Below are 25,705 nucleotides of genomic sequence, written 5' to 3'. Positions count from 1 at the left end.
GTGGCTACTCCTGGCCGGCTTTGGCCGTGTAACTCAGGTGCAGGATAATGTCGGGCAGGGCATTGATTTGCCGCTTGCGAAGATCAAGGTCTTGCTCGGTAAACTCGAGCGCCCAGCGTGAAATCGCGCCAGTGCCTTCAAACGCGTCATAGCGCCCGTCTCCGGCCGGGGTGAATCGCCCGTCATCGTTGTCACCGTGGGACAACACGATTTGCTGGCTGGCTTGCAGGTTTTCCTTGAGCGTGCCGCCTAACTGCACCGCGCTCCAGGTTTGGGTCAGGGTGACGGCCACGTCCTCGTATGGCCCCAGCACCAACGGCAGGCTGACCCCCATGCGTTGGATACGGCGCCGTTCACAGCCTGGGTAATCGTCCTCGAACATCTTTGCACTCAACTCGAACCGGGTTACGCCGTGCTCCAATAAGTCCTCGTGCATGCCTTCCCAGTTTTTATTGATCAGTTCATCGCTGTCGTCCATGGCTTTGAGCTGCCGCAGGGATACGGTCTTGGTGATTTCCAACAGGCGCTCGTCGTTCGTCAGGTGGGCCGAACGCATATTCAACAACTGCAACTTCAACGCCTCACCCGCGCCCAACCCGCGTCGGCTGTCGTTCCAGCCGCCGGTCTGGATAAACCGCCTGGAAAAGTTGGCGGTTTCGTACTGCAAACAGGCCTCGGCTGCCAGGCACAGCGACAAGGTGGCGTCATAGGCTTGGTAGTAAAACGTGGCGAACTGGCCATTGAGCCATTGGTACAGCTGCGCGTTGGTAAAGCGTTTACCTAGAAAGTCGTATGCCGTTTTGGCTTGTTCGAACGCCAGTTCGGCCTGGCGCAATTGAATGGCGGTGGCCTTGGCTTGCTCTTGCAGCACCTTCTCTTGCGCTTCGATTTGCTTGATCTCCAGGCCTGCCTGATCCTTGGCCAGCTTCCATTGCTCATGTCGCTCACGCAGCTGTTCGCTGCGATCCAAAGCAATGGCACTTGCACGGTCCAAACTCGCAATACCAGCGGCTATTGCTGCAACAATCAGGGGCGCGCCTTCCAGACGCCAACCGCCTGCTGAGCCTGCCCCTCCTCCCCCTCCACTTGGGGTTGGCGGTATCCCTATACATACACCTGCGCCCCCCCCGCCACCGCCACCAAAAGCGTTGGGTGGCAATTTCAGAGCTGCGCCTACTGCCTCGGAGATCCAACTGGCTTTATCGGCATTTGCCCCTTCCATATGCTGCGCTGCCGCCTTTGCTTCATCGAGGTAGATTTTCTTCCCACCTTCATCTCCTCCTTCCTCTTCAATCCCCTCCCCGACCCGTTCACTGTAAAATTTCAAACGCCCTTCAATAACGGCCTTGCTGGCACACAACGCCTTAACCTGTTGCTCATCAATAACTTTTGCCTGTTTCTGCAGGTCAATCGCAAACTGCGCCATCGCGAACATCTGCTGCTGTTGCAGCTCTTGAAACTGCGCCTGCTCCTTACGCTCGATCAGCGACCACAAGGTCTGGCCAAACTGGATCAAGGTTTCCACCGCGCTACTGGCCGCACCATGCATCACCGTGAAGCGATACGGCGGCACCGCTTGCGCCAACAAACGCCCTGCCCTGCCGGCGGCTGCGCCCTGGCCGAAGGCGGCCAGCAGTTCACGAGGGTCCAGTGGTGAGGCAAACAGCGACAAGGACAAAGGCTTGCCGTCCAAGGTGCGGTTGTTGCGCAAGTTACTCAGTCGAGACTCGACCAGGTCCCACATCTCCACCAATTTTTCGTTGAACGCCAAGCGCAGGTAACCGGTGTCCAGGGTCTGCAGGGTCAGGTCTGGGGTGAAGGTGCGCAGGCATAACGCCGGCTCGGGGAACGCGTACCGCGACTCGCCATTGCTGGAGATGCTCATCTCCTCGCGTAATTGGTCCTGCGCGATCAGGCGCTGTTCATACTGGCGCAACCCGGGGTTGCTGCTGTCGGCCAGGGTTTTCAGGGTGATGGGCGTCCAATTATCCACCAGCTTCACGTCTGGCCGTGGGCCCAGCAGGTCGAGCAGGCGCACGTACCACAGCTTGGCCTCGCCGAGGCTGTCGGGGGTCAGTTGCCGGTAGGCGTTGTCGCCACGGCTGAGCAACACTTTCAAGTAATGCAGGTACACCGCCTTGCGGTAGCGCACCGGGTGGCTTTCGGCGATGCCGTCCGGGTCGGCGGGGGCGCGGCTGACGGCGTCGAGGTCGGGGTCGTCCATCAATGGCCGTACGTTCCAGTAGTCCGGGCGACCACTTGTACTGCTACCGCGCTTGCGCGCCGGGTCAAATATGAACGCCAGCCAGCGTTCGGCGTCGTCGAACTGTTGCTCTAAAAGCATGCGGTGGCTGACCAGGAACGGCAGGTGCAGGAACAGCTCCCAGAAGTACTTGCCGTTGGCGCCGCGAAAATCCATCCGATCGTCTTCCGATGCGGGGTCCAGGGGCGGTTCGGGCAGCAATTGGGTGCTCCAGTCCAGCAGGCTCTCCAGGGCGATATTGGCTTTGTTGATGAGTTCGCGGGCGAACAGGGTGTTCATACGGATGGGTTGGCGTAGGGCGGTGGTGCTGCCATCGGTTTTTTCGATAGTCGAGCCGCGGAAATCGATGAATTCAGCGACGCCCAGGGTGGGGCTGGGTCGGGTGCTGAGGCGGGGGGCGACCAGTAAATCACCGACCCTTGGGAGAATCTCAAGTTCGACTTCGGTGAGCTTTAAAGCAGCCCCGCCTCCGACACCCTCAGTACGCTCGACCCCAATCCCGTAGATAAGCGGTATTTTTTTTTGGCCGACTGGCCAGCTAACATTCCAATCTGGCAGCAGTGTTTGAACATTGATGGCTATCGAAACAGAATGCGTGTCCGGAGGGTTCCTGACTTCGGACGGACTAGACATAATTAATGCCGCCCTGCCGCCGGTCACATTAGATAAATCTAATGGATGCATAACCCAATGTCGAAACCGATGCACAGCTGGCTCGATGGTAACACTCGAAGAAATTGCATTATAAAATGCATGATCAGTTCCATTTGAAATGGTGTGAAGTTTTAGCTCACTAGGCTGAGCCTTTAGATAGGAGAATGCAGTCGTTGAAAAAATCTTGCCCACAAGATTAACCACCTGCCCCTCGGGCCGTGGCAAAGTACAGGTTTCGTAATTTAGAGTGTCCCGTAAAATACCGCTAAAAAACTGCGAGCCACGAGTCATATTAATAACATTGCTCCCCCAGCCAGTCACAGGACCACCTAAAACGACTTCTATCCTTGAACCTTCCAGAAGCGTTACATATGCTCCCGTGTGAACGCTCGGCACTCTCAGGAAAAGATTCCATTTGCGCACACTATCAGCGCTGGCAAACTGCACGACCAGTTGATCCGCAGCAGGCAGAGAAATATCTTGCATAATCTTTGATTCAAATACCAGCCGTTGCGTCACAGTGTCAAATTTCACCTCCTTATTTTTCACTGGGTCGGCTATTTTATTCTGCCACCAGCCCTTAAAGTTCCAATTCTCATCGGCTGGCAGTGGCGATGAAGTTTCGACACTTTTAACACCAATAGTGACAGCGGGAATCCTAAACTGAAAAGCATGTTTATTATCAAAAGCAAATAAACGGCCAAAACTCAAAACGTGGTACTTTCTAATTTCTTGAGTAACGCCCACCTCGGGCACCACCCCTGCCTCTGGAAAAGCATGCTGAACATTGAAATTTTTATCGATAAACGCAGTTTTTAAAAAAGCATAACTGTCCAGCTCCCCATTATTCGCCGCCCCCTCGGCATAGCCTAAATACATTGCCACAAACATTGTGTCCGGCGAAGTCGAGTTGTCCTGTACTGCAATACTTTCAATCAAATCCACCACACTCTGGCTCTCGAACAACGCCGACTCACTCCACGCCTCAATCAAGGTGTACGGCGCACTCCAACTGTCATCATATTTTTTGTACACCATATTCAAATGCAGCATCGGGTTGGTTTGCACGATCACCTCGGGCAAAGGTATCTGAGGTCCCGGGGGCTGATAAGGCTTACCCACCTCCACCGTCATCGCCTCCCGGCTGCGATCAATCAACTCCACCCAGAACACACACAAGCGGTTATTGAAGTACACCGGGCGAATAGTGCGTTCAATGGCGCTGGCAGAAATCGGCAGATTCGCCTTGTGCCAATCCGACCAGGCACCCGACTGCGGGTTATCGACCTTATCCCCCTCTGGCTGATTGATGTTTTTGGGCGAGCGTTGGGACATGTCCACCGAGCGCCAGTAATACTGGAGTTGTTCGCTCTGGGATTTACCAATGAAGTAATACATGCCGTTCTTGAAGTCATCAGTGGTGATATAACCATTGATCACCGTGAGGTTGGCCACTTCTTCGAAACTGTTCAGGTAATGCTTAACCGCCTCTTGGGCCGTGTCGAAATTGATCCGGTTCTGGTTAATGTCCATTTCCAGTTGTTGAAAGTACTTGGACTTACTCATGCGCAATTGCGGGTCGATATAGTTTTCCGGGTTATAACGCAACTGTTGGTCGGCGGCCCAGGTCGGGTACTGGCACTGGATGGTGCGCCAGTAGGTAATCAGGTGCTCTTGCATGATAAATTTTTCATACCCCGGCTCCATGCCCATCAACGCCGCGTTGATGTACTGCTGCACACTGGCGATGGCCGATGCCACCGGGCTGCTCTGCACCACATGGCTGACCTGGTTGTCGATCAGCAGGTATTGATACAGGTCGTTGGCCGTGATGATTTTGTCGCTCAACCCCGCGTCCACAAACTTCGCCGCCTTGGGCACCACTTCACTCAAGAAGAAGGCCACCAGGGCGTCACGCAGGGTTTCCTGTAACTGGCTGTCGATGGACGTGCTCATGGTCAATCCTTGTGCGCAAAGGACAAGAAACAACGATCAGTGACGGGCGGCCATTACCGCTTCACCGACGGCCTGCCAATCAGAACCGGTACTGCCAACATGCAGCGCCGTTGCCCGCAGCAAATCTCTGGCGGGTAAACCGCTGGCCAGGCTCGTGGCCTGACAACGCCGAATCCAATCCACCTCGGCCATGCTGCAGGCGCGCAGGGATGGCAGTTGGGCGAACAACATGAGGATCTCGTCCTTGCTGCATTTCAGCAGTGACGCCAGCGCGGTGGCTGCTTCCTGGTTGACCGCATTGCGCTGGGCTTTGGTCTTGAGCTGGGCTACAGCGGGGTTGGCGAGGATGAAGTAACCCAACAACGCTTCCTCGGCCTGGCTTTGGCTGCGGAACCACTGGCTGTAGCTGTGCAGCAAATAAAACGTCTTCAAGCTCAGCACCACCCCCTCGCTACTGAGGCCATGCAACCAGCTGGAACGCACCTGGAACACCCGCAAAGCCGCAGTGCTAAGCCCCAGATGCAACGCAGCCTGCCCGTAGCGCAGCACGCGCTGAAGCTGAGTCAACAACGGGTCTGGGTCATCAACCTTGGCGCTGCCTTTGGTGCGTGGGTTCAACAGCGCAGACAAGAGTGCATGCACCGACGTCTGTGCCCAGTAAATAACCACTTGAGCGCGGTCCATGGGCAAATTGATCACTTCCTGTGCCAGCCCTTCAATCAAGCGCAATTGCCGGTCATGGGCGCCCAGCAGGAGGTTGCTGATTTTTTCTACACACTCGCCCCTGACGTCTTGCTCAAGCTCGAGGGCGTTGACCGCAACACGAAGGTGCACTTGAAATTGCGCCAGGGTGTTTTCCACCAGCTCCAGCTCCAGGGGTTTTATCAGCCCTTGGGCATCCAGCAGCGGCAGCAGTACCTCACGCCAGTTGATGGGGGCGCCGACGGTACGCGACGTTTTGCTCTTGCGCGCTAGTTCATGGGTTGGCAGGTTGAGCGCCAGGATCTGCGCGTCAGTGACCAACGCCCCACGCGTCGCGTCGGCCAGGCCTGTGAAACGGTCGGTCAACCCTTCACGCGGCAGGAAGTCGTCGGGGCTGACGCCCAGCAAGCGCCGTACATCGTTGAGGTTCTGCTTGCTGTCCTTAAGCCAGGTCGTGCACCAATCCAGTTGCATCAGCAGGTCAAGAACGTCGGGGTGTCTTGAACCGTAGGTGTTTTTATCGACAGTGATGACACTAAGCTTACGACTTTCTTGAAGCCCACATCTGACGTTCAGTGACGACACCATGTGAGGGCGTTCAAACAAAACATCCCAGGCGTCTCGGGTGATTTGTTTGCCCGTCAGCAGCCTGATACCTTGCTCTCCTGTTAGGGGCTCAAGGGTTAACACGCTGCCGTCGACGTTTTTAAGGAAACCTTCAAAACCCGGCAGAATCTGCGAGCTGACAAGAGAGAACAGCCGGGTTTCGACCATGCTCACAAAGTCCCACCCCATAAACACCTGCAGGTTGGATCCCGGCAGCAAGCTGATGAGTGGAGCATTTCCGGAGCTATCAACCACCAGGTTCAATACAAGCCTCATGTTCCCAATCAGTAGCGCCTCAAGCGAAACACGCTTCAGCGGCTTGAACGCGGAGTCAGTCAACGCACCGTTACAGAGCAATTTTTGATAATCCCCCCCGCCGAGCAACTCGACCATGTCCAGCCCCTCGTCCACCGGTACCCCCAACATACGAGCCACCCGCGCCTGACGATAAATCGACGACACCGTGCTCAAATCACGCTTAAGCGGGCCTACATGCTTGATGGTCTGCGCCGCCATGCGCAACAGTGACTCGACGCTCACCCCAAGGCCGGCACACAGCTGTGCCAGCGTCCTCAGTGAATTCGCATTCGGGTTATCGATAGTGAACGTTTGCTGGTCGAGCACCAGCGGCTGGTCGAACAACGCAAACTTATTGAACACCTCATCCAACAACGGCAACCGCTCCCCGGTGGAGTAAGGCGCAATGTGATGAAGCAGCGCGGCAAACTCTTCCGGCTCAATGCTGTAGCGGTTATTTAAATAGCGGTACACACCCAACACTCTCAGCGTGTTGGTGTTGAAGTCCAGTGTCAGGTTATTTACCCCTTCACTGCGCATCGCGCTGATCACCAGGGTATCGAGCTTGGCAAAGGGGATGCCCATCCAGCGTTGCAGGCGGATCATGCGTTGCAGGCGGTCGAAGCGATTTAGTGAGGTTTTGGTCAGGTACCAGGCGGTTTTACCTCCCTTGGTTTCCTCTTTGAGGCCCATCGCGTTGTCGTACTTGTCCTTGATAATTGATGCCGCAGTGGCAGGCTCGACCGTGTCGTAGCGGTCGGAGCCATGGCCGTTGACGTAACAGGAGCCGTAGTGCCCGGCGATGCCTCCCTTGGCGACTTGCAAGTTGGTGGTGTGGCAGTTGGGTGATAATCGCGGGTAATGGGTACGCTGCGACAACAGCGCTTCGATCTGGTTGGCGTTGAGTTCGGTTTGTTGCTGGAAGGTGTTGAGTGAAACCAGTGCGTCACTGTGATCAACACCGTAACCGTTGAGAAAGAAAGCGCTTTGCTCAGAGGTCAAGCTGTAGAACTCGTCGAGTACGAGGGTAAAGCTTAAAACGGACTTGAAATGAGGCACAGTGTTGGTGGCGAAGTTCAGGTTGATCGTGCTGCGATAACCATCGCTATCGGCCGGGAAACTCGAAGATCCGATAACCCATGGGGAAATGGTGTACGCATTTCCGAGATGCCCAATATTTAGCCTCCATCTACTGGCCAATTCCGGTACGGAGGATTGGAGAGTAAATCTTATAAGACGTTCGGAGCTGCCGGCCCTTGAGAAACGGATAGTTGCTATGTTGTGCGCGGGTGAGTTCGTCGTTGTTAAACCCTCAGCTGATGGATTAACGTTATCAACAGTCGACTGCGCTAATACCAGATACCCCCCGTTGATCCTGTCATGTGGCAGCAGATAAACAGCCCCCGGCCCTTGCCACCCCGCGCTCAACACCGACTTAGTCAAATAAAACGTCGTAAACAACGAACGCTCAATCAACAACTCCTGCTGCTGCGGACTCAACCCCGACAACAACCGCTGAGCCTCAACCGACATGTGTTGCACCGAGCCATGATCACTCTCAGGTCGCTGGTTGATCGGCAACCGCAAGCTGATCCGATAATTCAACTCCCCCAATTCAGGCTTCTTGCCACCCAGCCCCAACCGGCATTGGTGATGGGCAAAGTTGTAGGGAAACATAAACGGATGGCGACGTTTGGCCAGCAACTCGTAAATCGGCTTGTCTTTATCGGGGTGGTTTGCCTCTATCAGATAATCCTTGATCCCCGCCGACAACACATCGTTGACGATCTCCAACATGGGCCGAGCGGTGTGGGTGCTGTGCTGATCGATCAGTAGGTGCTTAAGGTCAGGGCGCCGCGTGTCCAAAAAAATCTTGTACTCAGTGCCCTCCCCACTTTTTTCCAGGGTATTTGTCGCCAGCCGGTAGATCGACGCCAAATAGGCCACCACCCCAGTCACCGCCGACAGCGCCCCGACGGCGCAAAACTGGTCCCAGTTTTCCTTGAACAGGTTCGGGTAGCTGGGGCCCACCTCTACCATGCCGCGCACCCCCGTCGCCCGGGTCATGTGCTGGTATTGGCCGTTGGACACCAGGTGCTCACGGTAAAGGCTGCCGATCTGCTGGGCGAAACATTGGGCATTTTTATACGCTAGGGCGCCGTCGGCGTCGGACAGTCGGCTCAAGCGTTGTATAAATACCGTCGAAGGCACACGGATGATATCGAACACCGATTTGCAGCCCATCTCAGTCAAGGCGTCGATAAAGTTGAGCCTGCCTTTTTTGGTTTTTTTCGCAGCGGCGTTCGATACCAGGCCACTCAGCAGCCGTTTGCTGGGAACGGGTTCGATCTCGGCTCGAGCAACAGGTTGGGTTGAATCTGAGGAGGTAACACGTTTGGTCTTGGACTTGGGCTCTGGCTTAGCTTTCATGCTCTGATCACCGTAAAGACGAAGTAGCAATGACAACGACCCTAGCCCCTTTTTTTGCGGCGCATACCTGTGAACTCTGACAGGTTCACCCTAAAAACCGACGATCGGTCATCCACTGCCAGGCTGGTTATACTCAGCCGTCGCCTGCGCCAGCTGGCCAACCCGAATAAGGACTCACTCATGCCCAACGTACTGATCACCGGCTGCTCCAGCGGCATCGGCCGTGCCCTGGCTGACGCCTTCAAAGCCGCAGGCTTCAACGTGTGGGCCAGCGCTCGCCGTGCGGAAGACGTCGCCGCGCTCGCTGCCGCGGGCTTTAACGCAGTCGAGTTAGACGTCAACGACAGCGCCGCCCTGCAGCACCTGGCCGAACAACTGGGCGAACTGGATGTGCTGGTCAACAACGCTGGCTACGGCGCAATGGGCCCGCTGCTCGATGGCGGCACCGAAGCGATGCAGCGCCAATTCGAGACCAACGTGTTTTCCATCGTCGGCGTGACCCAGGCGCTGTTTCCGGCACTGCGCCGCAGTAAAGGCTTGGTGGTGAATATCGGCAGTGTTTCAGGGGTGTTGGTGACGCCGTTTGCCGGTGCCTACTGCGCATCAAAGGCCGCCGTGCATGCCTTGAGCGACGCACTGCGCATGGAACTGGCGCCCTTTGGCGTGCGCGTGATGGAAGTGCAGCCGGGCGCTATCGATACAAGCTTTGCGAAAAACGCCGGGGCCCAGGCTGAGTTGCTGATCAGCGAAAAATCCCCATGGTGGCCGTTGCGCGAAGGCATCCGCGCCCGCTCCCAGGCCTCGCAAGACAACCCGACCTCGGCCAGCGAATTTGCTGCGCAGGTGCTCAAGGGTGTGCAGCAAGCAACCCCGCCTCGCCTGTTACGCGCAGGCAATGGCAGCCGGGCGCTGCCGTTGATGGCGGCGCTTTTGCCTAAAGGTTTATTGGAAAGTGTCTTGAAGAAGCGCTTTGGATTAGCAAGGAGTTTGTAATGATCGACTACAGCGACTTTTTCGAAGAAGTCATCCAAACCCACATCGAAATCGAGCAATGGTTTGCCGGTGTCGCGCCCGAAGGCACCTTGCAAAACCTGCTCGCCCGCTTCTCTCCGGAGTTCACGATGGTCGCCCCGGCTACCGGCACACGGGTTAATGCGGCCGGAGTCCATGCGTTGTTCACCCGTTTGGGCGGGATGCGTCCCGGTTTAAAAATAACCTTGAGTGAAATGGCCGGGATCGACCGGCATGCGCGTGGGGCAACGGTAACTTACCGTGAGCGTCAGGTGGATGACAGCGGCACCCAAACCGACCGCCGCGCCACGGTGGTATTCGAGAAACAGGCCAGCGGCGCGCTGCTTTGGCGCCATCTGCATGAAACCTTCATAAAGGCCTGACGCGGTCAACAAATGTGGGAGGGGCGGTGCGACGATTCGGCTTGCCCCCGATAGCGGTGGGTCAGTCAATACATCTGGTGACTGACACTCAGCCATCGGGAGCAAGTCGAATCGTCGCACCGCCCCTCCCACATTTAGTTCTGTGTTTGGTTGACGATGACGGTGCAGGTGATGCCCGCCGCCAACAACACCCCTTGCGGCACTTCATCAATGTGAATCCGCACCGGCACCCGCTGCGCCAACCGCACCCAGTTGAACGTCGGGTTCACATCCGCCACCAGTTCGCGGCTCTCGGGGTTGTCGCGGTCGTAGATGCCGCGCGAGATGCTTTCCACGTGGCCCTTTAACGTCTCGCCGCTCATCAATTGCATGTCGGCTTTATCGCCCACCTTCACATGGGGCAATTTGGTTTCTTCGAAGAAGCCGTAGACCCAGAACGAGTTCATATCCACCACGGCCATCTTCGCCTCGCCGATGCGCGCATAGTCGCCGCGATGCACGTTGAGGTTGGTGACGTAGCCGTCCACCGCTGCCAGCACTTGCGTACGTTTCAGATTCAGCTCAGCCGCTTCCAGTTGCGCCAGCGCATGTTGGTAATCGGCCAGGGCGGAGTCGGCGATGTTGCTGGCGTCGTCGCGGTTCTCTTTGGAGATCACCAGGGCGTCGAGGTCGGCGCGGCGGTGGGCGTTGACCTTGCGCATTTCCCAGGTGGCTTTGCGGGAGGCGACGAGGGACTGCGCCTGTTTGACGGCGATGCGATAGTGCTCGGGGTCGATCTGCATCAGCAGGTCGCCCTTTTTGACTAGCTGGTTGTCGCGTACCGGCACCTCGACCACTTCGCCTGTGACGTCGGCGGCGACGTTGATGATGTCGGCGCGCACGCGGCCGTCGCGGGTCCACGGGGTCTCCATGTAGTGCACCCACAACGTGCGGCCAATCCAGATGGCCAAAGCCAGTACCAGCAAGGTCGCGAGCAGGCTGAAAAACTTTTTCATCGGGGCGTTCTCAACGGTAGACGGTCAGCGCCAGGGCGCCAAACAGGCAAACGAACAGGCTCAGGCGCAGCAGCGCCGGGTGCCAGAAAAAACGGTACAGGTCGAACCCGGCCAGGAAACGGTCCAGCCCCCAGGCCAGCCCCGCCGCGATCAGGAACATCAAGGTCATGGTCGGCATGTATATGCCGTGAAAGGCGATTTCACGCGGCATGCGTAACTCCTTTTAGGGCAGCGAGGGGCGATTGCGGGTCCAGCAACGAGGTGCGAATAAAGTGCAGGTAGCTCTTCACCCGGCGCAGGGCTGAAGTGTCGAAGTGCGGGGCGAAAGGTTCGTCGGTGGCCTGTACGCGGCTGATGGCGTGGTCGACGGCGATCAGGCTGCGCTCCAGGTTGCTCGCGCTGGGTTGCAAAAACAGGCGCACCAGCGAGCGGCCCATCACGCGGATTGCCTGGCGCCACGGCTGGGATTCGACGTAGGCCGGGTGCACCGGCAAAATCGCCTGTTCCTTGCGTAACTCGATGATCGCGTGGCCGACTTCCAGCACCACAAACATCCAGCGCAGCAAATCGCGCTGCACCTGCGGCTGGCCGACCGCCAGGCCATAGGCCTGGTGCAGCAGGTCGCGGGTGCGGCTTTCAAAGCTCGACGCCAGGCCCTTGAGCTTGCCGCTGATCGCATACACCACTTGCTCGCGTAAATCCTGCTCCAGACGGCGCCACAACCAGCGGCTATTGGGCGGCAGGATGATCGCCCCTGCGGCCGCGCAGACGAGCATGCCGATGATCATGGCGATGTAGTCGTTGATAAAGGTATAGGGGTTGTAGACCGTGAGGTTGTCCGGCACCGAGCCCGTGCTGAAGAAGATCAACAGCCCAACACCGACACCTGCGTATTGCGGGCGTGACGCCAGGAACGCGCCGAGGATGATCACCGGTGCGAGCATCACGCACAGCAGCGGGAAGCCGTCGATCCAGGGGAACACGAAGAACATTTCGACAAAGCCCACCAGCGCGCCGATCAAGGTGCCGCAGGCCATCTGGAACGCCATGCGCTTGGGGTTGGGTGTGGCGGCAGACAGGCCGACGGTGGCCGCCGCGATCAAGGTCATGGTGGCACCGCTCGGCCAAGCGGTGGCGACCCAATAGCTGCCAAGCACAATGAGGATGAACGACGCACGAATGCCCGAAGCGGCGCAGGCCAGCCAGTTGGTTTTGGGCGTGTAGGCTTCGTCCCAGTCTTCGCGAGCGTGGCTGTGGTCGGCCAGGGACGCATGGGTCTGCGCGTAGTTGTGCAGGTCGTCGACGAAGCGGTAAAGCAGCTCGTAGGCGGTGTGGAAGTCCAACTGCTCGGCTTCGGTGGGGCTCTCTCCCTGGAAGGTTGCCCGCAAGCTACGCACCTTGGCGGGCAGTTGGTCCTTGTAAGCGCTCAGTTGAGCCACCAGGCGCGCGGCGTCAGGGCTGGTCAGGGCGCGGCCGGAGAAACCGTCGAGCAATTCGGCAAGGTCATGCAGGCCGGGTTTGATTGCTGCCACCACGTGATCCGCTTCATCGCTACGCAGCCGTTCAAGCAACTGATGCAAGGCGTTGAAGCGCGTGGTGATGCTCATGAATTCGCTGTTGAGGCGACTCAGCCGACCGTTACGCCGACGCATGTGCGGGTCTTCAAATACGGTGAGGCTGCGCAGCCCTTCCAGGCCCACAGCTTCGGCGATAAAACGCACGTTGCTGGCCTCGAAACCTTCACGCTGGCTGCGCCCACGCAGGCCGTCGGTGACGAATAGCGCAAACACGCCGAAGCGCTGGTACAAGGCGTTGCGCATGGCGGCACTGCTGGTTTGCGGCAGGATCGCCGCGCTCACCAGCGTGGAACACAGAATGCCCAAGGAGATTTCCAGTACGCGCCACACGGCGGCCATAAACGCGCCGTCCGGATGCGCCAGCGCCGGCAGGCCCACCATCGCAGCGGTATAGCCAGCGAGTACAAAACCATACGCGCGAAAGTTGCGATTACGCGTCGCGCCAGCGGTGCAGATGCCGACCCAGATCGCCAACGCGCCGAGGAACAACTCAGTGTTTTGCGCAAACAACGCGATCAACAACACCATCACCGCCGACCCCGCCAAGGTGCCGAGAAAGCGGTAGAAACTCTTGGCGAACACCTGGCCGCTCTGCGGTTGCATCACGATAAATACGGTGATCATCGCGGTTCGCGGCTGCGGCAGTTCCAGGCGCATGGCCAACCAAAGCGTGAGGAACGCGGCGATCAGCACCTTGAAGATATACACCCAGGTCACGCCGTCGCTGCGTGCCCAGTCAAAGAAACCGCGGCGCCACTCAAGGGCGTGCAACCAACGCAGCGGTGCAGGCAAGGGAGTCATTCAATCCTACTCAGTGATCAAACACGGCGAGGGCCGCCGGGGTCTTGCTTGGGAGGGTCTTGGCGTCTTGGGGCACATCGTTGCCCGCACCCACGCCGCCGCCCAGGGCGGTGACCAGTTCGGCATGGGCAGTCAGGCGTGCGGCCTGGACCTGTTGCTGGATCTGCTGCTGGTGAAACAGCAAGGTCTGGGCGTTGAGCACATTGAGGTAGTCGGTCAGGCCACGCTGGTAGGCGATCATCGCGATGTCGTAGGTTTTTTGCGCCGAAGCCACCGACTGGGCGGCGAAGGTGGACTGCTTGTCCATGGACTCACGGCGAATCAACTGGTCGCTGATGCCCTTGAGCGCGTTGACCAGGGTCTGGTTGTACTTGGCCACGGCGATGTCATAACCGGCGCTGGCTTCGCCCAGTTCGGCACGCAGGCGACCACCGTCGAAGATCGGCAAGGTGATCGCCGGGCCTACGTTGTAGTTGAATTTCTTACCGGCCAAGAATTCCAGCATGCCGCCGCCGGTGGCCATGTAGCCGAGGCTGCCCACCAGATCAACGTTGGGATAGAACCCGGCATGGGCCACATCGATGCCACGGGCTTGGGCAGCGACTTGCCAACGGCTGGCGACTACGTCCGGGCGCTGGCCGAGCAATTGAGCAGGCAGGCTCGATGGGAGTTTCAGCGGTGCGGCCAGGGACAGGCTTGGGCGTTGCAACTGCGCGCCCTCCCCCGGCCCTTTGCCGGCCAACGCGGCAAGCTGGTTGCGGCTCAGGGCGATTTCTTCGTCGAGGGCGTCCAGTTGGCGGTGGGTTTCCGGCAGTGGCGTTTCGGCCTGGCTGACGTCGAAGTGCGTGCCGATACCGGCGTTCAGGCGTTTGTTGGCCAGGTCCAGGATCTGCTGTTGCTGGGCCAGGGTGGCGGCGACGATATCGCGGTTGGCGTAGTGCAACGACAGCTGGATATAGGCGCGCACCACGTTGCTCTGCAATTCGAGTTGGGCCTGGCGTGACTCGGCCACACTCATATGCGCGAGGTCGACGGCACGCTCGGTGGTGTTGCTTTCGCGGCCCCACAGGTCGAGGGCATAGCTCAGGCCCAGGGATGAATTGTTGTCCCAGGTGGTGGCGCCGCTCAATTCGCCGGGGCCGTAGAACTGATCCTTGGGCCAGTTGTGCCGTTTGAGGGTGGTGTCGCTGTTGATCTGCAACGACTCGGCCGACTCGGCCAAACCGGCCATGGCCCGTGCTTCACGCACACGGGCGGCGGCCATGGCCATGCTTGGGCTGTTTTGGGTGGCGAGGTCGACCCAATGGTTGAGCTGGGCGTCGCCATAGGCTTGCCACCATTGCGCGGTGGGCCAATGGGCGTCCTGGGCGGCGCTCTGGATTGCTTCGTCGGTGGCTAGGTTGTTGGCGCTGAGGGCCTGGCCTTGGGGGGCGATTCCTCCGGTTCCGATACAGCCGCTGATTGCTAACGATAAGGCGCAAACACTGAGAGCCTTCAGCCCTCTGTTATTGAGAGTCTTCAGCTCTCTGCTGATGCGACGCGGCACGGCGAACGAATTCCTGAGGTGGTATTGCAGGGTAGGTGGCGCAATTCTAGGCGTCGGCTCAGAGGACGATAAGCTGGCATTCCTGTGAATCTTTGTTACCGTTCAGGCGATAATCCGTTGGTAGGGATCACTGGGCGGCGTAACTTTCTGTCACAATTTGCTATCTCCCTTGAGAACACCCCATGGACACTTTGCAAAACATGCGCGCTTTCAGTTGTGTGGCCGAAGCTGGCAGCTTCACCGCCGCCGCCGTGCAACTGGACACCACCACGGCCAACGTCTCGCGCGCGGTCTCTAATCTTGAGGCCCATCTGCAAACCCGCTTGCTCAACCGCACCACCCGCCGTATTGCCCTCACCGAGGCCGGTAAACGTTATTTGCTGCGCTGTGAACAGATACTGGCGTATGTAGAAGAAGCCGAGGCCGAAGCCAGCGACGCCCACGCGCGCCCCGCCGGGCAATTGAAAGTGCATACCATGACCGGCATCGGCCAGCACTTCGTCATCGACGCGATTGCCCGCTACCGTCGCACCCACCCCGACGTGACCTTCGACCTGACCCTGGCCAACCGCGTGCCCGACCTACTGGACGAGGGCTACGACGTGTCCATCGTGCTGGCCAGCGAACTGCCAGACTCGGGTTTCGTGTCGCAACGTTTGGGCATCACCTACAGCATCGCCTGCGCCTCGCCGGATTACGTCAAGGCCAAGGGCTGTGCCCAACGCCCCCACGACTTGCTCAACCACGCCTGCCTGCGCCTGGTCAGCCCGGTGATCCAGCTGGACAAATGGACGTTCAACGGCCCCGAAGGCCAAGAAAGCGTGGCCATCAATAGCTCGCCGTTCCTGGTGAACTCGGCCGACGCGATGAAGACTGCGATCACCAGCGGCATGGGTGTTGGCCTGTTGCCGGTGTATGCGGCGATTGAAGGGTTGCGCAACGGCACGCTGGTACGGGTAATGCCCAACTACCGCTCCCAGGAGCTGAACCTGTACGCCATCTACCCCTCGCGCCAGTACCTGGATGCGAAGATCAAGACGTGGGTGGAATACCTGCGCGGGTCGTTGCCGGAGATTCTGGCGGCGCACCAGGCGGAGTTGGTGGCGTATGAAGTGAGTGGTGGGTTGGGCGGCGCTCGTTTGGCGAACTGATCTCCATCAGACGATACGGTCAAATGTGGGAGGGGGCTTGCTCCCACATTTTTGAACTGTGTTCACATTGGTTTTGCAGTGTCCTGACAATGCTGGCCAAGAATGTTAGCTTGCTTGGCATTCTTCCGTAGTCGATGAGCCCGCCTGCAATGAAAAAGACTGTCCTCGCCTTCAGCCGTGTCACGCCGCCAATGATCGAACGCCTGCAACAGGACTTCGAGGTGATCGCGCCCAACCCCAAGCTGGGGGACATCAACGCTCAATTCAATGAAGCCCTGCCCCACGCCCACGGCTTGATCGGTGTGGGCCGTAAACTGGGGCGCGAGCAGTTGCAAGGCGCGAGCAAGCTGGAAGTGGTGTCCAGCGTGTCGGTGGGCTACGACAACTACGACGTGCCCTACTTCAATGAACGCGGGATCATGCTCACCAACACCCCCGATGTCCTCACCGAAAGCACCGCCGACCTGGCCTTCGCCCTGCTGATGAGCAGCGCACGCCGCGTGGCCGAGCTGGACGCCTGGACCAAGGCCGGCCAGTGGAAAGCCAGCGTCGGTGCGCCGTTGTTCGGTTGCGATGTGCATGGCAAGACCCTGGGCATCGTCGGCATGGGCAATATCGGCGCCGCCGTGGCCCGTCGTGGGCGCCTGGGGTTCAACATGCCGATCCTGTACAGCGGCAACAGCCGCAAGACCGAGCTGGAACAGGAGCTGGGCGCGCAGTTCCGCAGCCTGGAGCAGTTGCTCGCCGAGTCGGATTTTGTCTGCCTGGTGGTGCCGTTGAGCGACAAGACCCGTCACTTGATCAGCACCCGCGAGCTGGGCCTGATGAAGTCCAGCGCGATCCTGATCAATATTTCCCGTGGCCCGGTGGTGGATGAACCGGCGTTGATCGAAGCGCTGCAAACCGGGCGTATTCGTGGGGCGGGGCTGGATGTGTATGAGCAGGAGCCGCTGAGCGAATCGCCGTTGTTTCAACTGAGCAATGCCGTGACCTTGCCGCATATCGGTTCGGCGACGAATGAAACCCGCGAAGCCATGGCCAACCGCGCCTTGGAGAACCTGCGCAGCGCGCTGCTGGGCCAGCGCCCGCAGAATCTGGTGAACCCGCAGGTGTGGAAGGGCTGACATAGATCCAATGTGGGAGGGGGCTTGCTCCCGATGGCGGTGTATCAGCTACCAGATGTGTTGGCTGACCCACCCTCATCGGGAGCAAGCCCCCTCCCACATTGATCGAGTCCGACATGTAAATCCGGTTAAAGCCTGGCTGCTCCAAGTCGATAACTCTGTATAGATCGTCATCCCTGATCCACAGAAGGTTTTTATGTCCACCACCAAAGCCCGCGCAGATTCACTCTCGCTTCTGCTCTTTACCTTGCGCAGCGGCAAGCTGATGGCGATCAACCTGCTGAAAGTCAGCGAAATCATCCCTTGCCCGCCGCTGACCAAGCTGCCGGAGTCGCACCCCCACGTCAAAGGCATCGCCACGCTGCGCGGCACTTCGCTGTCGGTGATCGACCTCAGCCGTGCCCTGGGGGAAATGCCGCTGCAAGACCCGGACGGCGGCTGCCTGATCGTCACCGACGTGAGCCGCTCCAAGCAGGGCCTGCATGTGCAGGCGGTGAGCAAGATTGTGCACTGCCTGACCACCGACATTCGCCCGCCGCCCTTCGGCGCAGGCGGCAATCGCTCGTTTATCACCGGGGTAACCCAGGTGGAGGGCGGTCTGGTGCAGGTGTTGGATATCGAGAAAGTCATCCACGGCATCGCCCCGGCGCAGATCGAAACCGCGCCCACCGACTTGACCATGGAAGAGGCTGAAGTGCTGGGCAATGCACGCATCCTGGTGGTGGACGACAGCCAAGTCGCCCTGCAACAGTCGGTACACACCCTGCGTAACCTCGGCCTGACCTGCCACACCGCCCGCAGCGCCAAGGAAGCCATCGATGTGCTGTTGGAGCTGCAAGGCACGGCGCAGCAGATCAATGTGGTGGTGTCAGACATCGAAATGTCCGAGATGGACGGCTACGCCCTCACCCGTACCCTGCGCGAAACCCCGGATTTCCAGGAGCTGTACGTGCTGTTGCACACCTCCCTGGACAGTGCGATGAACAGCGAAAAAGCCCGCCTGGCCGGAGCCGACTCGGTGCTCACCAAATTTTCGTCGCCCGAGCTGACCAAGTCCTTGGTGATCGCTGCGCAAACCGTGGCGCAAAAAGGTCTGTGAGCGAATATTTCCAACTGCTGCGCCGCGACCTCACCGGCAGCCTACCCGCCCCGCAATGGCCGGCCGGTACACAGTTGGACCATTACCGCGATGACTTGGCCCCGGCGATCCATGCCGTGTTGCGCATGACCCAGGAGCAAGGCGGCGGCCGCGTGCCCAACCTGGAAACCTGGCAACACCAGTTCACCACCGACGCAGAGTTCGACCCCAGTCTATGCCTGGTAGCCAGTAACGCCGACGGCATCCTCGGCGTGGCCCAGTGCTGGACCAGCGCCTTTATCAAAAACCTTTCTGTACACCCCTGTGCTCAGGGCCAAGGGCTGGGCCGCGCCTTGTTGCTGCACTGTTTCCAGGTGTTCAAGCAGCGCGGCGAACCCTATGTGGACCTCAAGGTACTGGAAAGCAATCTGCGGGCGCGGCAACTGTATGAAAGCGCGGGCATGAGATTTGTCCTACGGGACGTCGCGCAAGAAGACTGATAGGCACTGGCGCACAACTTGCTTCCATCGCAGGTACATCGGTGAACAGAGGCAGAAACCCGTCACCGTCACAGCGTGCCCTCTGACCTTGCCTGGTGACAGATCCGCCATGAACACCCACTTTTCCTGCGTCGGTTGCGGCAAATGCTGCACCGACCATCACGTCCCTCTGACTCTCGACGAAGCCCGTATGTGGGCGACAGATGGCGGTAACGTCATCGTTCTGGTGGAAGGGTTCCTGGGCAACGGCCTTGGCCTGCCCCTTCAACAACGCGAACACGCCGAACGCCGTTCGGTGGTGGTGCCCAGCGGCAACACCGAGGCGTTTGTGGCGATCACCTTTGCCGCCTACAACGCCGGACGCTGCCGGAATCTTGACGAAGACAACCTGTGCCGCATCTATGAACGACGACCGTTGGTGTGCCGTATCTACCCGATGGAGATCAACCCGCATATTCCGTTGAACCCTGCCGCCAAGGATTGCCCGCCGGAGTCCTGGGAGCAGGGCCCGGCGATGATCATCGGCGGCGAGTTGATGGACCGGGAGTTGGCCGATCTGATCCAGCGCTCACGCCAGGCCGACCGTGACGACGTGCAGACCAAGGAAGCGGTCTGCGCCTTGCTGGGTATACACACCACCGCGCTCAAGGGGGATGGGTTTACCGCCTACCTGCCGGACATGGCCGCGTTTGCCCGGGCGATCGAGTTGGCGGTAGATCAGCCGGCAGTGGCCAACGAGTGGGTGTTTCATGTGTCGGGGATGGACATCGCCGAGCAGGTGCTGGAGGCGGGGGCGCAGGTTGCGACTGAGGTGCCGGCCAATTATGCGTTTATCTCGCTGAGGGCGGCGTAGGCCTTACTGGCCTCTTCGCGGGCAAGCCCGCTCCCACATTTTGAATGCATTTCAACGTTGAAGCACCGTCGACTACGGGCTTGCCCGCGATAGCTTCACGCTCTGGCCCATGGTTGGTCATTACGAATTGGAAGGCATTGCATCCAGTTGATAAGGCTGCAGGATTCGCTGGTATTCACCGTTCTGCATCAACTGCTCAAGCGCGAAGTTGAGTTCCTGGAGCAGTGCGGTATCGGGCTTGCGCAGCGCGATTGCGACGCTGGCGCCCAACAGTTCAGCCGAAACAGTAGGGCCAAGAAAACCGAAGTCCCGGCCTTCGGGCGTATCAAGGAGGGCCTCGCGAATTTCGAGGGAGCCTTGCAAGGTCGCATCAATGTCACCTGCCACCAGGCTGCTGACCAATTCGTGATTGAGCCAGAAACTCTTGATGACCACGCCTTTGGGCGCCCACTGGGCCAAGGCGAAGGCCTCACGATTGCTCCCCAGTAGTACGCCTACCCGCTTGCCCTTGAGCGACCGTACCGTCGGCAACAAGCCCGATGCCTTGCGCGCGACCAAGTGGGTGGTGAAGGGATAGAGGTCATCGGTGAAGTTCACCGCTCGCAGCCGCGTCGGGGTAGGGGCTATGCCCATGATGGCATCGAATTGCCTGGCCTCCAGGGCTTTGAAATTCTCTACAAGCACCTGGTCAACCCAAGTGCACCGCACATTCATCTGCTGGCACAGGGCATTACCCAAATCGATATTCAGCCCGACCAGTTGCCCTTGCGGGTTGCGGCTTTGGAAAGGAGGAAACAGCGCGGCAACGGCAAAACGGATCTCACTACGCGGTGGGTCACCGGCCGCTGCCGCATCAACCGACAGCAGTAAGGCAAACGCTACACAGATGTGTATCAGGGCCAAGGGAAGCATCCTTTTTTTCCGGAAAAACCAGCCTCACCACGCCCCACCCTGTTTAAAAACATAGGAAGGAGCGGAGGCTGGGCAAGCTTTCAAGAAACGGATGCTGGCCTACAAGCAGAAATATCAGCGCTAGATGTAAGAAAAAGCCGTCAAATATTACAGAGCTCTATTCTCAGCGTTTACCCATCGAACGACGCGTACCCGGCGGGGCCATGCCCGGAGACTTGGTGTGACCGTTCTTGGCGCCATTCTTGTACCAGGGCTGGGCGGCATTCTTCGCCCCGGCCAATTCACCCGGTTTGAATGGGAACTTGAACGCCGGAATCTCGGTTTTCTCAACACCTTCGGCGCTGGCCGGATCGACGATATCGGTCGCTTCAACAGGGGGTTGTGTCGGGGAAGTCATGGAAGCTCCGGAGCGTGCAAAAAATGGCGCGGGGCCGGCTTGCGGGCCTCGCTGGCGCGCAGTATACCTGCCTGCCTCAGATCTTTAACCACCGCCTGTACGAATGGTCTGGCTTTGCTGACAGCGCTGTCAGTTAACAGTCACCTTGCTGACCGGGTTGGAGGGCTATAAAGACTCTCTACTCATCCAATCCTTTGCCCTGGCGCCTCACCCCATGCAAATTCAACGGAAAACCGCCCTGATCGTGGGTGTCCTTGTGGTGTTGGCTATTGCAGCCTGGGCACTGACCCGGCCGGCCAAGGCGAAACTGGCGGCACCCACTGCAATCCCGGTGCGGGTGGTGAACGTGGCGCAGCAGGATATTGCACGCTATGTCAGCGGGATCGGTTCAGTGTTGTCGTTGCACAGCGTCGTGATTCGCCCTCAAGTGGACGGCATCCTCACCAAGCTGCTGGTCAAGGAAGGCCAGTTGGTCAAGGCCGGTGACCTGCTGGCCAGTATTGACGACCGCTCGATCCGCGCCAGCCTCGACCAGGCCAAGGCACAGCTGGGGGAAAGCCAGGCGCAGTTGCAAGTGGCGCAGGTCAATCTCAAGCGCTACAAAGAACTCAGCGTGGACGACGGCGTGTCCAAGCAGACCTACGACCAGCAGCAAGCACTGGTCAACCAGCTCAAAGCCACCGCCCAGGGCAACCAGGCGGCGATCGATTCGGCGCAAGTTCAGCTTTCATACACGCAAATTCGCTCTCCGGTGACGGGGCGCGTCGGCATACGCACGGTCGATGAAGGTAACTTCCTGCGTACCAGCGATGCCCAGGGCCTGTTCTCCGTGACCCAGATCGACCCGATTGCTGTCGAGTTCTCCCTGCCTCAACAGATGTTGCCGACCCTGCAAGGCTTGATCGCAGCACCGACCAAAGCCAGTGTCGATGCCTACATGGGCGCCGACACCGACAGCCAAACCGGCGACCTGCTCGGTGAAGGCCACTTGAGCCTGATCGACAACCAGATCAGCTCTACCACTGGCACCCTGCGCGTCAAGGCCGAGTTCAGCAACGCCTCGCAGCGCTTGTGGCCGGGCCAACTGGTGACCATCAAGATCCAGACCGCCCTCGATAAAAACGCCTTGGTGGTGCCGCCGACCGTAGTGCAACGCGGCCTGGATTCGCACTTCGTGTACCGGCTCAACGGTGACAAGGTCGAGGTGGTGCCCGTGCAGGTGACCTACCAGGACAGCGACGTGAACATCATCAAAGGCGTACAGGCCGGCGATATGCTGGTCAGCGACGGCCAGTCGCGGCTCAAGGCGGGCGCCCAGGTGGAGGTGCTCAAAGAACCGCCGCAAGTGATCCAGACCGTCGACGCCAAGGTGCAACGATGAGCCGGTCGCCCTCGGTCTGGTGCGTCGACCACCCCGTCGCGACGCTACTGCTGACGTTCGCGCTGGTGCTACTGGGGCTGATCGCCTTCCCACGGCTGGCCATCGCCCCACTGCCGGAAGCGGAGTTTCCGACGATCCAGGTCAGCGCCACCCTGCCCGGCGCCAGCCCGGACACCATGGCGTCGTCCGTGGCCACGCCGCTGGAGGTGCAATTCAGCGCCATCCCCGGCATGACTCAAATGACCTCCAGCAGTGCCTTGGGCTCAAGCTTGCTGACCCTGCAATTCACCCTGGACAAAAGCATCGATACCGCCGCGCAGGAAGTGCAGGCGGCGATCAACACCGCGTCCGGAAAACTCCCCAGCGATATGCCGAGCTTGCCGACCTGGAAGAAGGTCAACCCGGCAGACAGCCCGGTGCTGATCCTCAGCGTCAGCTCCGACAGCATGCCCAGCACCGAGTTGAGCGACTATGTGGAAACCCTGCTGGCCCGCCAGATCAGCCAGATCGACGGCGTCGGCCAGATCAACATCACCGGCCAGCAACGCCCGGCGATTCGGGTGCAAGCCTCCCCGGATAAACTCGCGGCCATTGGCCTGACGCTGGCCGATATCCGCCTGGCCATTCAGCAGTCGAGCCTCAACCTGGCCAAGGGCGCTATCTACGGCGAGAACAGCGTGTCGACCCTCTCGACCAACGACCAGTTGTTCCACCCGGATGAATACGCTCAGTTAATCGTGTCTTACAAAGACGGCGCCCCGGTTCAACTGCGGGACGTCGCCAAAGTTATCAACGGTTCGGAAAACGCCTACGTGCAGGCCTGGTCCGGCGATACGCCGGGGGTCAACCTGGTGATTTCCCGCCAACCCGGCGCGAATATCGTCGAGACCGTCGACCGCATCCAAGCCGAACTTCCGCGCCTGCAAGCCATGCTGCCGGCGTCGGTGCAGGTCAGCGTATTGACCGACCGCACCAAGACCATTCGCGCCTCGTTGCATGAAGTGGAATTGACCCTGCTGATCGCGGTTTTGCTGGTGGTGGCGGTGATGGCGCTGTTCCTGCGCCAGCTGTCGGCGACGCTGATTGTGTCCAGCGTGCTCGGCGTGTCGCTGATTGCCAGTTTTGCGCTGATGTACCTGATGGGCTTCAGTCTCAACAACCTGACGCTGGTGGCGATCGTGATCGCCGTGGGCTTTGTGGTGGACGATGCCATTGTGGTGGTGGAAAACATTCACCGCCACCTGGAAGCCGGGCTCGACAAGCGCGAAGCGGCGATCAAGGGCGCTGGCGAGATTGGCTTTACCGTGGTGTCCATCAGCTTCTCGCTGGTGGCCGCGTTTATTCCGCTGCTGTTCATGGGGGGTGTGGTCGGGCGCTTGTTCAAGGAGTTTGCGTTGACGGCGACATCGACCATCTTGATTTCGGTGGTGGTCTCGCTGACGTTGGCGCCTACCCTGGCCGCACTGTTCATGCGCGCGCCCACCCATCATGCCCACGCCAAACCCGGCTTCAGCGAACGCCTGCTGGCCGGCTACGCACGCAACTTGCGCCGGGCATTGGCCCATCAACGCAGCATGGCCGCGATTTTCGTGGTGACCCTGGCGCTGGCCGTGGTCGGCTATGTGTTTATCCCCAAGGGTTTCTTCCCGGTGCAAGACACCGGTTTTGTGCTGGGCACCAGCGAAGCGGCGGCCGATGTGTCGTACCCGGACATGGTCGCCAAGCACAAGGCCCTGGCCGAGATCGTCAAGGACGACCCGGCGGTGCAGGCGTTTTCCCATTCGGTGGGGGTGACCGGCAGCAACCAGACCATCGCCAATGGCCGCTTCTGGATCGCCTTGAAAGACCGCGGTGACCGCGATGTGTCTGCCAGCCAGTTTATCGATCGCATCCGGCCGAAACTGGCGAAGGTGCCGGGCATCGTGCTGTACCTGCGCGCCGGGCAAGACATCAACTTGAGCTCCGGCCCCAGCCGCGCCCAATATCAATATGTGCTCAAGAGCAACGACGGCCCGACGCTCAACACCTGGACCCAACGCCTCACCGAAAAACTGCGCGCCAACCCGGCTTTTCGCGACCTGTCCAACGACCTGCAACTGGGTGGCAGCATTACCCATATCAGCATCGACCGGCAGGCCGCGGCACGCTTCGGCCTGACCGCCACCGATGTGGACCAGGCGCTGTATGACGCGTTTGGCCAGCGTCAGATCAACGAATTCCAGACCGAGATCAACCAGTACCAGGTGGTGCTGGAACTCGACACCCAGCAACGCGGCAAGGCCGAAAGCCTCAACTTTTTCTACCTGCGTTCGCCGCTGACCAATGAGATGGTGCCTCTGTCGGCGCTGGCCAAGGTCGACCCGCCCACCGTGGGGCCGTTGTCCATCAGCCATGACGGCATGTTCCCGGCCGCCAACCTGTCTTTCAACCTGGCGCCTGGCGTGGCGCTGGGCGACGCGGTGATCATGCTCAACCAGGCCAAGAATGAAATCGGCATGCCGACCACCATCATCGGCAACTTCCAGGGTGCGGCCCAGGCGTTCCAGAGCTCGTTGGCCAGCCAGCCGTGGCTGATCCTGGCGGCGCTGGTGGCGGTCTACATCATCCTCGGTGTGCTGTACGAAAGTTTCGTGCACCCGCTGACGATCATCTCGACCTTGCCGTCGGCGGGTTTGGGCGCGCTGATCATGCTGTCGCTGATGGGCCAGGATTTTTCGATCATGGCGCTGATCGGCCTGGTGCTGTTGATCGGCATCGTGAAGAAAAACGGCATTCTGATGATCGACTTTGCCCTCGATGCCCAGCGCGTGCGCGGGTTGCCGCCTGAAGAGGCGATCTACGAAGCCTGCGTCACGCGCTTTCGCCCGATCATCATGACCACCCTCGCCGCCCTGCTCGGCGCAGTGCCGCTGATGCTCGGCGCCGGCCCGGGTGCCGAGATGCGCCAGCCGCTGGGTATCGCGGTGGTCGGCGGCTTGCTGGTGAGCCAGGCGCTGACGCTGTTCACCACACCGGTCATATACTTGTACCTTGAGAAGTTTTTCCACCGACCCAAACCAACGTCTGAGTTGGCGACCACAGATTGAGG

Annotated in this window: 17 protein-coding genes; 9 read left to right on the top strand and 8 right to left on the bottom strand. The window is 59.4% G+C overall.

The annotated features are described in order from the left end of the window. Positions 1-4 precede the first annotated feature (4 nt). Both ICY20_RS01500 and ICY20_RS01495 read right to left on the bottom strand, forming a co-directional pair. Entirely contained in the window at positions 5-4,873 is a 4,869-nt protein-coding gene (locus tag ICY20_RS01500) for a Tc toxin subunit A-related protein (RefSeq protein WP_194936787.1), read from the bottom strand. Positions 4,874-4,909: 36 nt separating this feature from the next. Then, on the bottom strand, positions 4,910-8,908 hold the full coding sequence (locus tag ICY20_RS01495) for a Tc toxin subunit A (protein WP_194936786.1): 3,999 nt from the start codon (positions 8,906-8,908) through the stop codon (positions 4,910-4,912). Positions 8,909-9,088: 180 nt separating this feature from the next. Between ICY20_RS01495 and ICY20_RS01490 the strand changes: the two genes are divergently transcribed. Beyond that, positions 9,089-9,901 (top strand): SDR family oxidoreductase, encoded by an 813-nt coding sequence (locus tag ICY20_RS01490; RefSeq protein ID WP_159963389.1) that lies wholly within the window; start codon positions 9,089-9,091, stop codon positions 9,899-9,901. After that, positions 9,901-10,302 carry a DUF4440 domain-containing protein gene (locus ICY20_RS01485; protein WP_159963388.1) on the top strand — a complete coding sequence of 134 codons (402 nt, stop codon included), beginning with the start codon at positions 9,901-9,903 and terminating at the stop codon, positions 10,300-10,302. Before ICY20_RS01490 ends, ICY20_RS01485 begins: the two co-directional genes overlap by 1 nt. A 134-nt stretch (positions 10,303-10,436) precedes the next feature. Here the strand turns inward: ICY20_RS01485 and ICY20_RS01480 are convergent, their stop codons facing one another. Genes ICY20_RS01480 through ICY20_RS01465 form a run of 4 tightly spaced genes read right to left on the bottom strand, consistent with a single transcriptional unit; the run spans position 10,437 to position 15,221 of the window. Continuing rightward, positions 10,437-11,297 carry an efflux RND transporter periplasmic adaptor subunit gene (locus tag ICY20_RS01480; protein ID WP_159962589.1) on the bottom strand — a complete coding sequence of 287 codons (861 nt, stop codon included), beginning with the start codon at positions 11,295-11,297 and terminating at the stop codon, positions 10,437-10,439. Between the two features lie 10 nt (positions 11,298-11,307). Next, positions 11,308-11,508, bottom strand: a complete 201-nt coding sequence (locus ICY20_RS01475; protein WP_159962590.1) for a DUF1656 domain-containing protein — start codon at positions 11,506-11,508, stop codon at positions 11,308-11,310. After that, the gene (locus tag ICY20_RS01470) at positions 11,498-13,675 is read right to left on the bottom strand and encodes an FUSC family protein (protein ID WP_194936785.1); all 2,178 of its coding nucleotides are present in this window, start codon (positions 13,673-13,675) and stop codon (positions 11,498-11,500) included. The genes ICY20_RS01475 and ICY20_RS01470 overlap by 11 nt, the downstream gene beginning before the upstream one ends. 10 nt (positions 13,676-13,685) lie before the next feature. Further along, positions 13,686-15,221 carry an efflux transporter outer membrane subunit gene (locus ICY20_RS01465; RefSeq protein WP_194936784.1) on the bottom strand — a complete coding sequence of 512 codons (1,536 nt, stop codon included), beginning with the start codon at positions 15,219-15,221 and terminating at the stop codon, positions 13,686-13,688. A gap of 182 nt (positions 15,222-15,403) precedes the next feature. Between ICY20_RS01465 and ICY20_RS01460 the strand changes: the two genes are divergently transcribed. From ICY20_RS01460 to ICY20_RS01440, 5 genes are all read left to right on the top strand, one after another. Beyond that, positions 15,404-16,372: a LysR family transcriptional regulator gene (locus ICY20_RS01460; protein ID WP_159962593.1), complete on the top strand. Its 969-nt coding sequence runs from the start codon at positions 15,404-15,406 to the stop codon at positions 16,370-16,372. 149 nt (positions 16,373-16,521) lie between these two features. Then, the gene (locus ICY20_RS01455; protein ID WP_194936783.1) at positions 16,522-17,496 is read left to right on the top strand and encodes a 2-hydroxyacid dehydrogenase; all 975 of its coding nucleotides are present in this window, start codon (positions 16,522-16,524) and stop codon (positions 17,494-17,496) included. Between the two features lie 196 nt (positions 17,497-17,692). Next, entirely contained in the window at positions 17,693-18,595 is a 903-nt protein-coding gene (locus tag ICY20_RS01450; RefSeq protein WP_159962595.1) for a chemotaxis protein CheV, read from the top strand. Next, a complete protein-coding gene (locus tag ICY20_RS01445) occupies positions 18,592-19,074 on the top strand; it encodes a GNAT family N-acetyltransferase (protein WP_159962596.1) in 483 nt (160 codons plus the stop codon). Before ICY20_RS01450 ends, ICY20_RS01445 begins: the two co-directional genes overlap by 4 nt. Before the next feature lie 109 nt (positions 19,075-19,183). Next, positions 19,184-19,927, top strand: coding sequence for a YkgJ family cysteine cluster protein (locus ICY20_RS01440; RefSeq protein WP_194936782.1), 744 nt, complete (start codon positions 19,184-19,186; stop codon positions 19,925-19,927). A 120-nt stretch (positions 19,928-20,047) separates the two neighbouring features. Here ICY20_RS01440 and ICY20_RS01435 read toward each other — a convergent pair whose 3' ends face one another. Then, complete coding sequence (locus ICY20_RS01435) at positions 20,048-20,830, bottom strand: transporter substrate-binding domain-containing protein (RefSeq protein WP_159962598.1); 783 nt, start codon at positions 20,828-20,830, stop codon at positions 20,048-20,050. 172 nt (positions 20,831-21,002) lie between these two features. Then, positions 21,003-21,236 (bottom strand): hypothetical protein, encoded by a 234-nt coding sequence (locus tag ICY20_RS01430; RefSeq protein ID WP_159962599.1) that lies wholly within the window; start codon positions 21,234-21,236, stop codon positions 21,003-21,005. A gap of 214 nt (positions 21,237-21,450) precedes the next feature. Between ICY20_RS01430 and ICY20_RS01425 the strand changes: the two genes are divergently transcribed. Together ICY20_RS01425 and ICY20_RS01420 are read left to right on the top strand one after the other, a co-directional pair. After that, a complete protein-coding gene (locus ICY20_RS01425; protein ID WP_194936781.1) occupies positions 21,451-22,617 on the top strand; it encodes an efflux RND transporter periplasmic adaptor subunit in 1,167 nt (388 codons plus the stop codon). Next, complete coding sequence (locus ICY20_RS01420) at positions 22,614-25,703, top strand: multidrug efflux RND transporter permease subunit (RefSeq protein WP_194936780.1); 3,090 nt, start codon at positions 22,614-22,616, stop codon at positions 25,701-25,703. Before ICY20_RS01425 ends, ICY20_RS01420 begins: the two co-directional genes overlap by 4 nt. Positions 25,704-25,705 lie beyond the last annotated feature (2 nt).

This window comes from Pseudomonas pisciculturae, assembly GCF_015461805.1.
GTDB lineage: Bacteria > Pseudomonadota > Gammaproteobacteria > Pseudomonadales > Pseudomonadaceae > Aquipseudomonas > Aquipseudomonas pisciculturae.
Note: the sequence above shows the minus strand (reverse complement) of the source record. Positions and strands in the feature narration are given on the sequence as shown.

What these genes read in the sequence shown, in the direction of transcription:
- ICY20_RS01500 (WP_194936787.1), bottom strand. Translation starts at nt 4,873, where the DNA reads ATGAGCACGTCCATCGACAGCCAGTTACAGGAAACCCTGCGTGACGCC.
- ICY20_RS01495 (WP_194936786.1), bottom strand. Translation starts at nt 8,908, where the DNA reads ATGAAAGCTAAGCCAGAGCCCAAGTCCAAGACCAAACGTGTTACCTCC.
- ICY20_RS01490 (WP_159963389.1), top strand. Translation starts at nt 9,089, where the DNA reads ATGCCCAACGTACTGATCACCGGCTGCTCCAGCGGCATCGGCCGTGCC.
- ICY20_RS01485 (WP_159963388.1), top strand. Translation starts at nt 9,901, where the DNA reads ATGATCGACTACAGCGACTTTTTCGAAGAAGTCATCCAAACCCACATC.
- ICY20_RS01480 (WP_159962589.1), bottom strand. Translation starts at nt 11,297, where the DNA reads ATGAAAAAGTTTTTCAGCCTGCTCGCGACCTTGCTGGTACTGGCTTTG.
- ICY20_RS01475 (WP_159962590.1), bottom strand. Translation starts at nt 11,508, where the DNA reads ATGCCGCGTGAAATCGCCTTTCACGGCATATACATGCCGACCATGACC.
- ICY20_RS01470 (WP_194936785.1), bottom strand. Translation starts at nt 13,675, where the DNA reads ATGACTCCCTTGCCTGCACCGCTGCGTTGGTTGCACGCCCTTGAGTGG.
- ICY20_RS01460 (WP_159962593.1), top strand. Translation starts at nt 15,404, where the DNA reads ATGGACACTTTGCAAAACATGCGCGCTTTCAGTTGTGTGGCCGAAGCT.
- ICY20_RS01455 (WP_194936783.1), top strand. Translation starts at nt 16,522, where the DNA reads ATGAAAAAGACTGTCCTCGCCTTCAGCCGTGTCACGCCGCCAATGATC.
- ICY20_RS01450 (WP_159962595.1), top strand. Translation starts at nt 17,693, where the DNA reads ATGTCCACCACCAAAGCCCGCGCAGATTCACTCTCGCTTCTGCTCTTT.
- ICY20_RS01440 (WP_194936782.1), top strand. Translation starts at nt 19,184, where the DNA reads ATGAACACCCACTTTTCCTGCGTCGGTTGCGGCAAATGCTGCACCGAC.
- ICY20_RS01430 (WP_159962599.1), bottom strand. Translation starts at nt 21,236, where the DNA reads ATGACTTCCCCGACACAACCCCCTGTTGAAGCGACCGATATCGTCGAT.
- ICY20_RS01425 (WP_194936781.1), top strand. Translation starts at nt 21,451, where the DNA reads ATGCAAATTCAACGGAAAACCGCCCTGATCGTGGGTGTCCTTGTGGTG.
- ICY20_RS01420 (WP_194936780.1), top strand. Translation starts at nt 22,614, where the DNA reads ATGAGCCGGTCGCCCTCGGTCTGGTGCGTCGACCACCCCGTCGCGACG.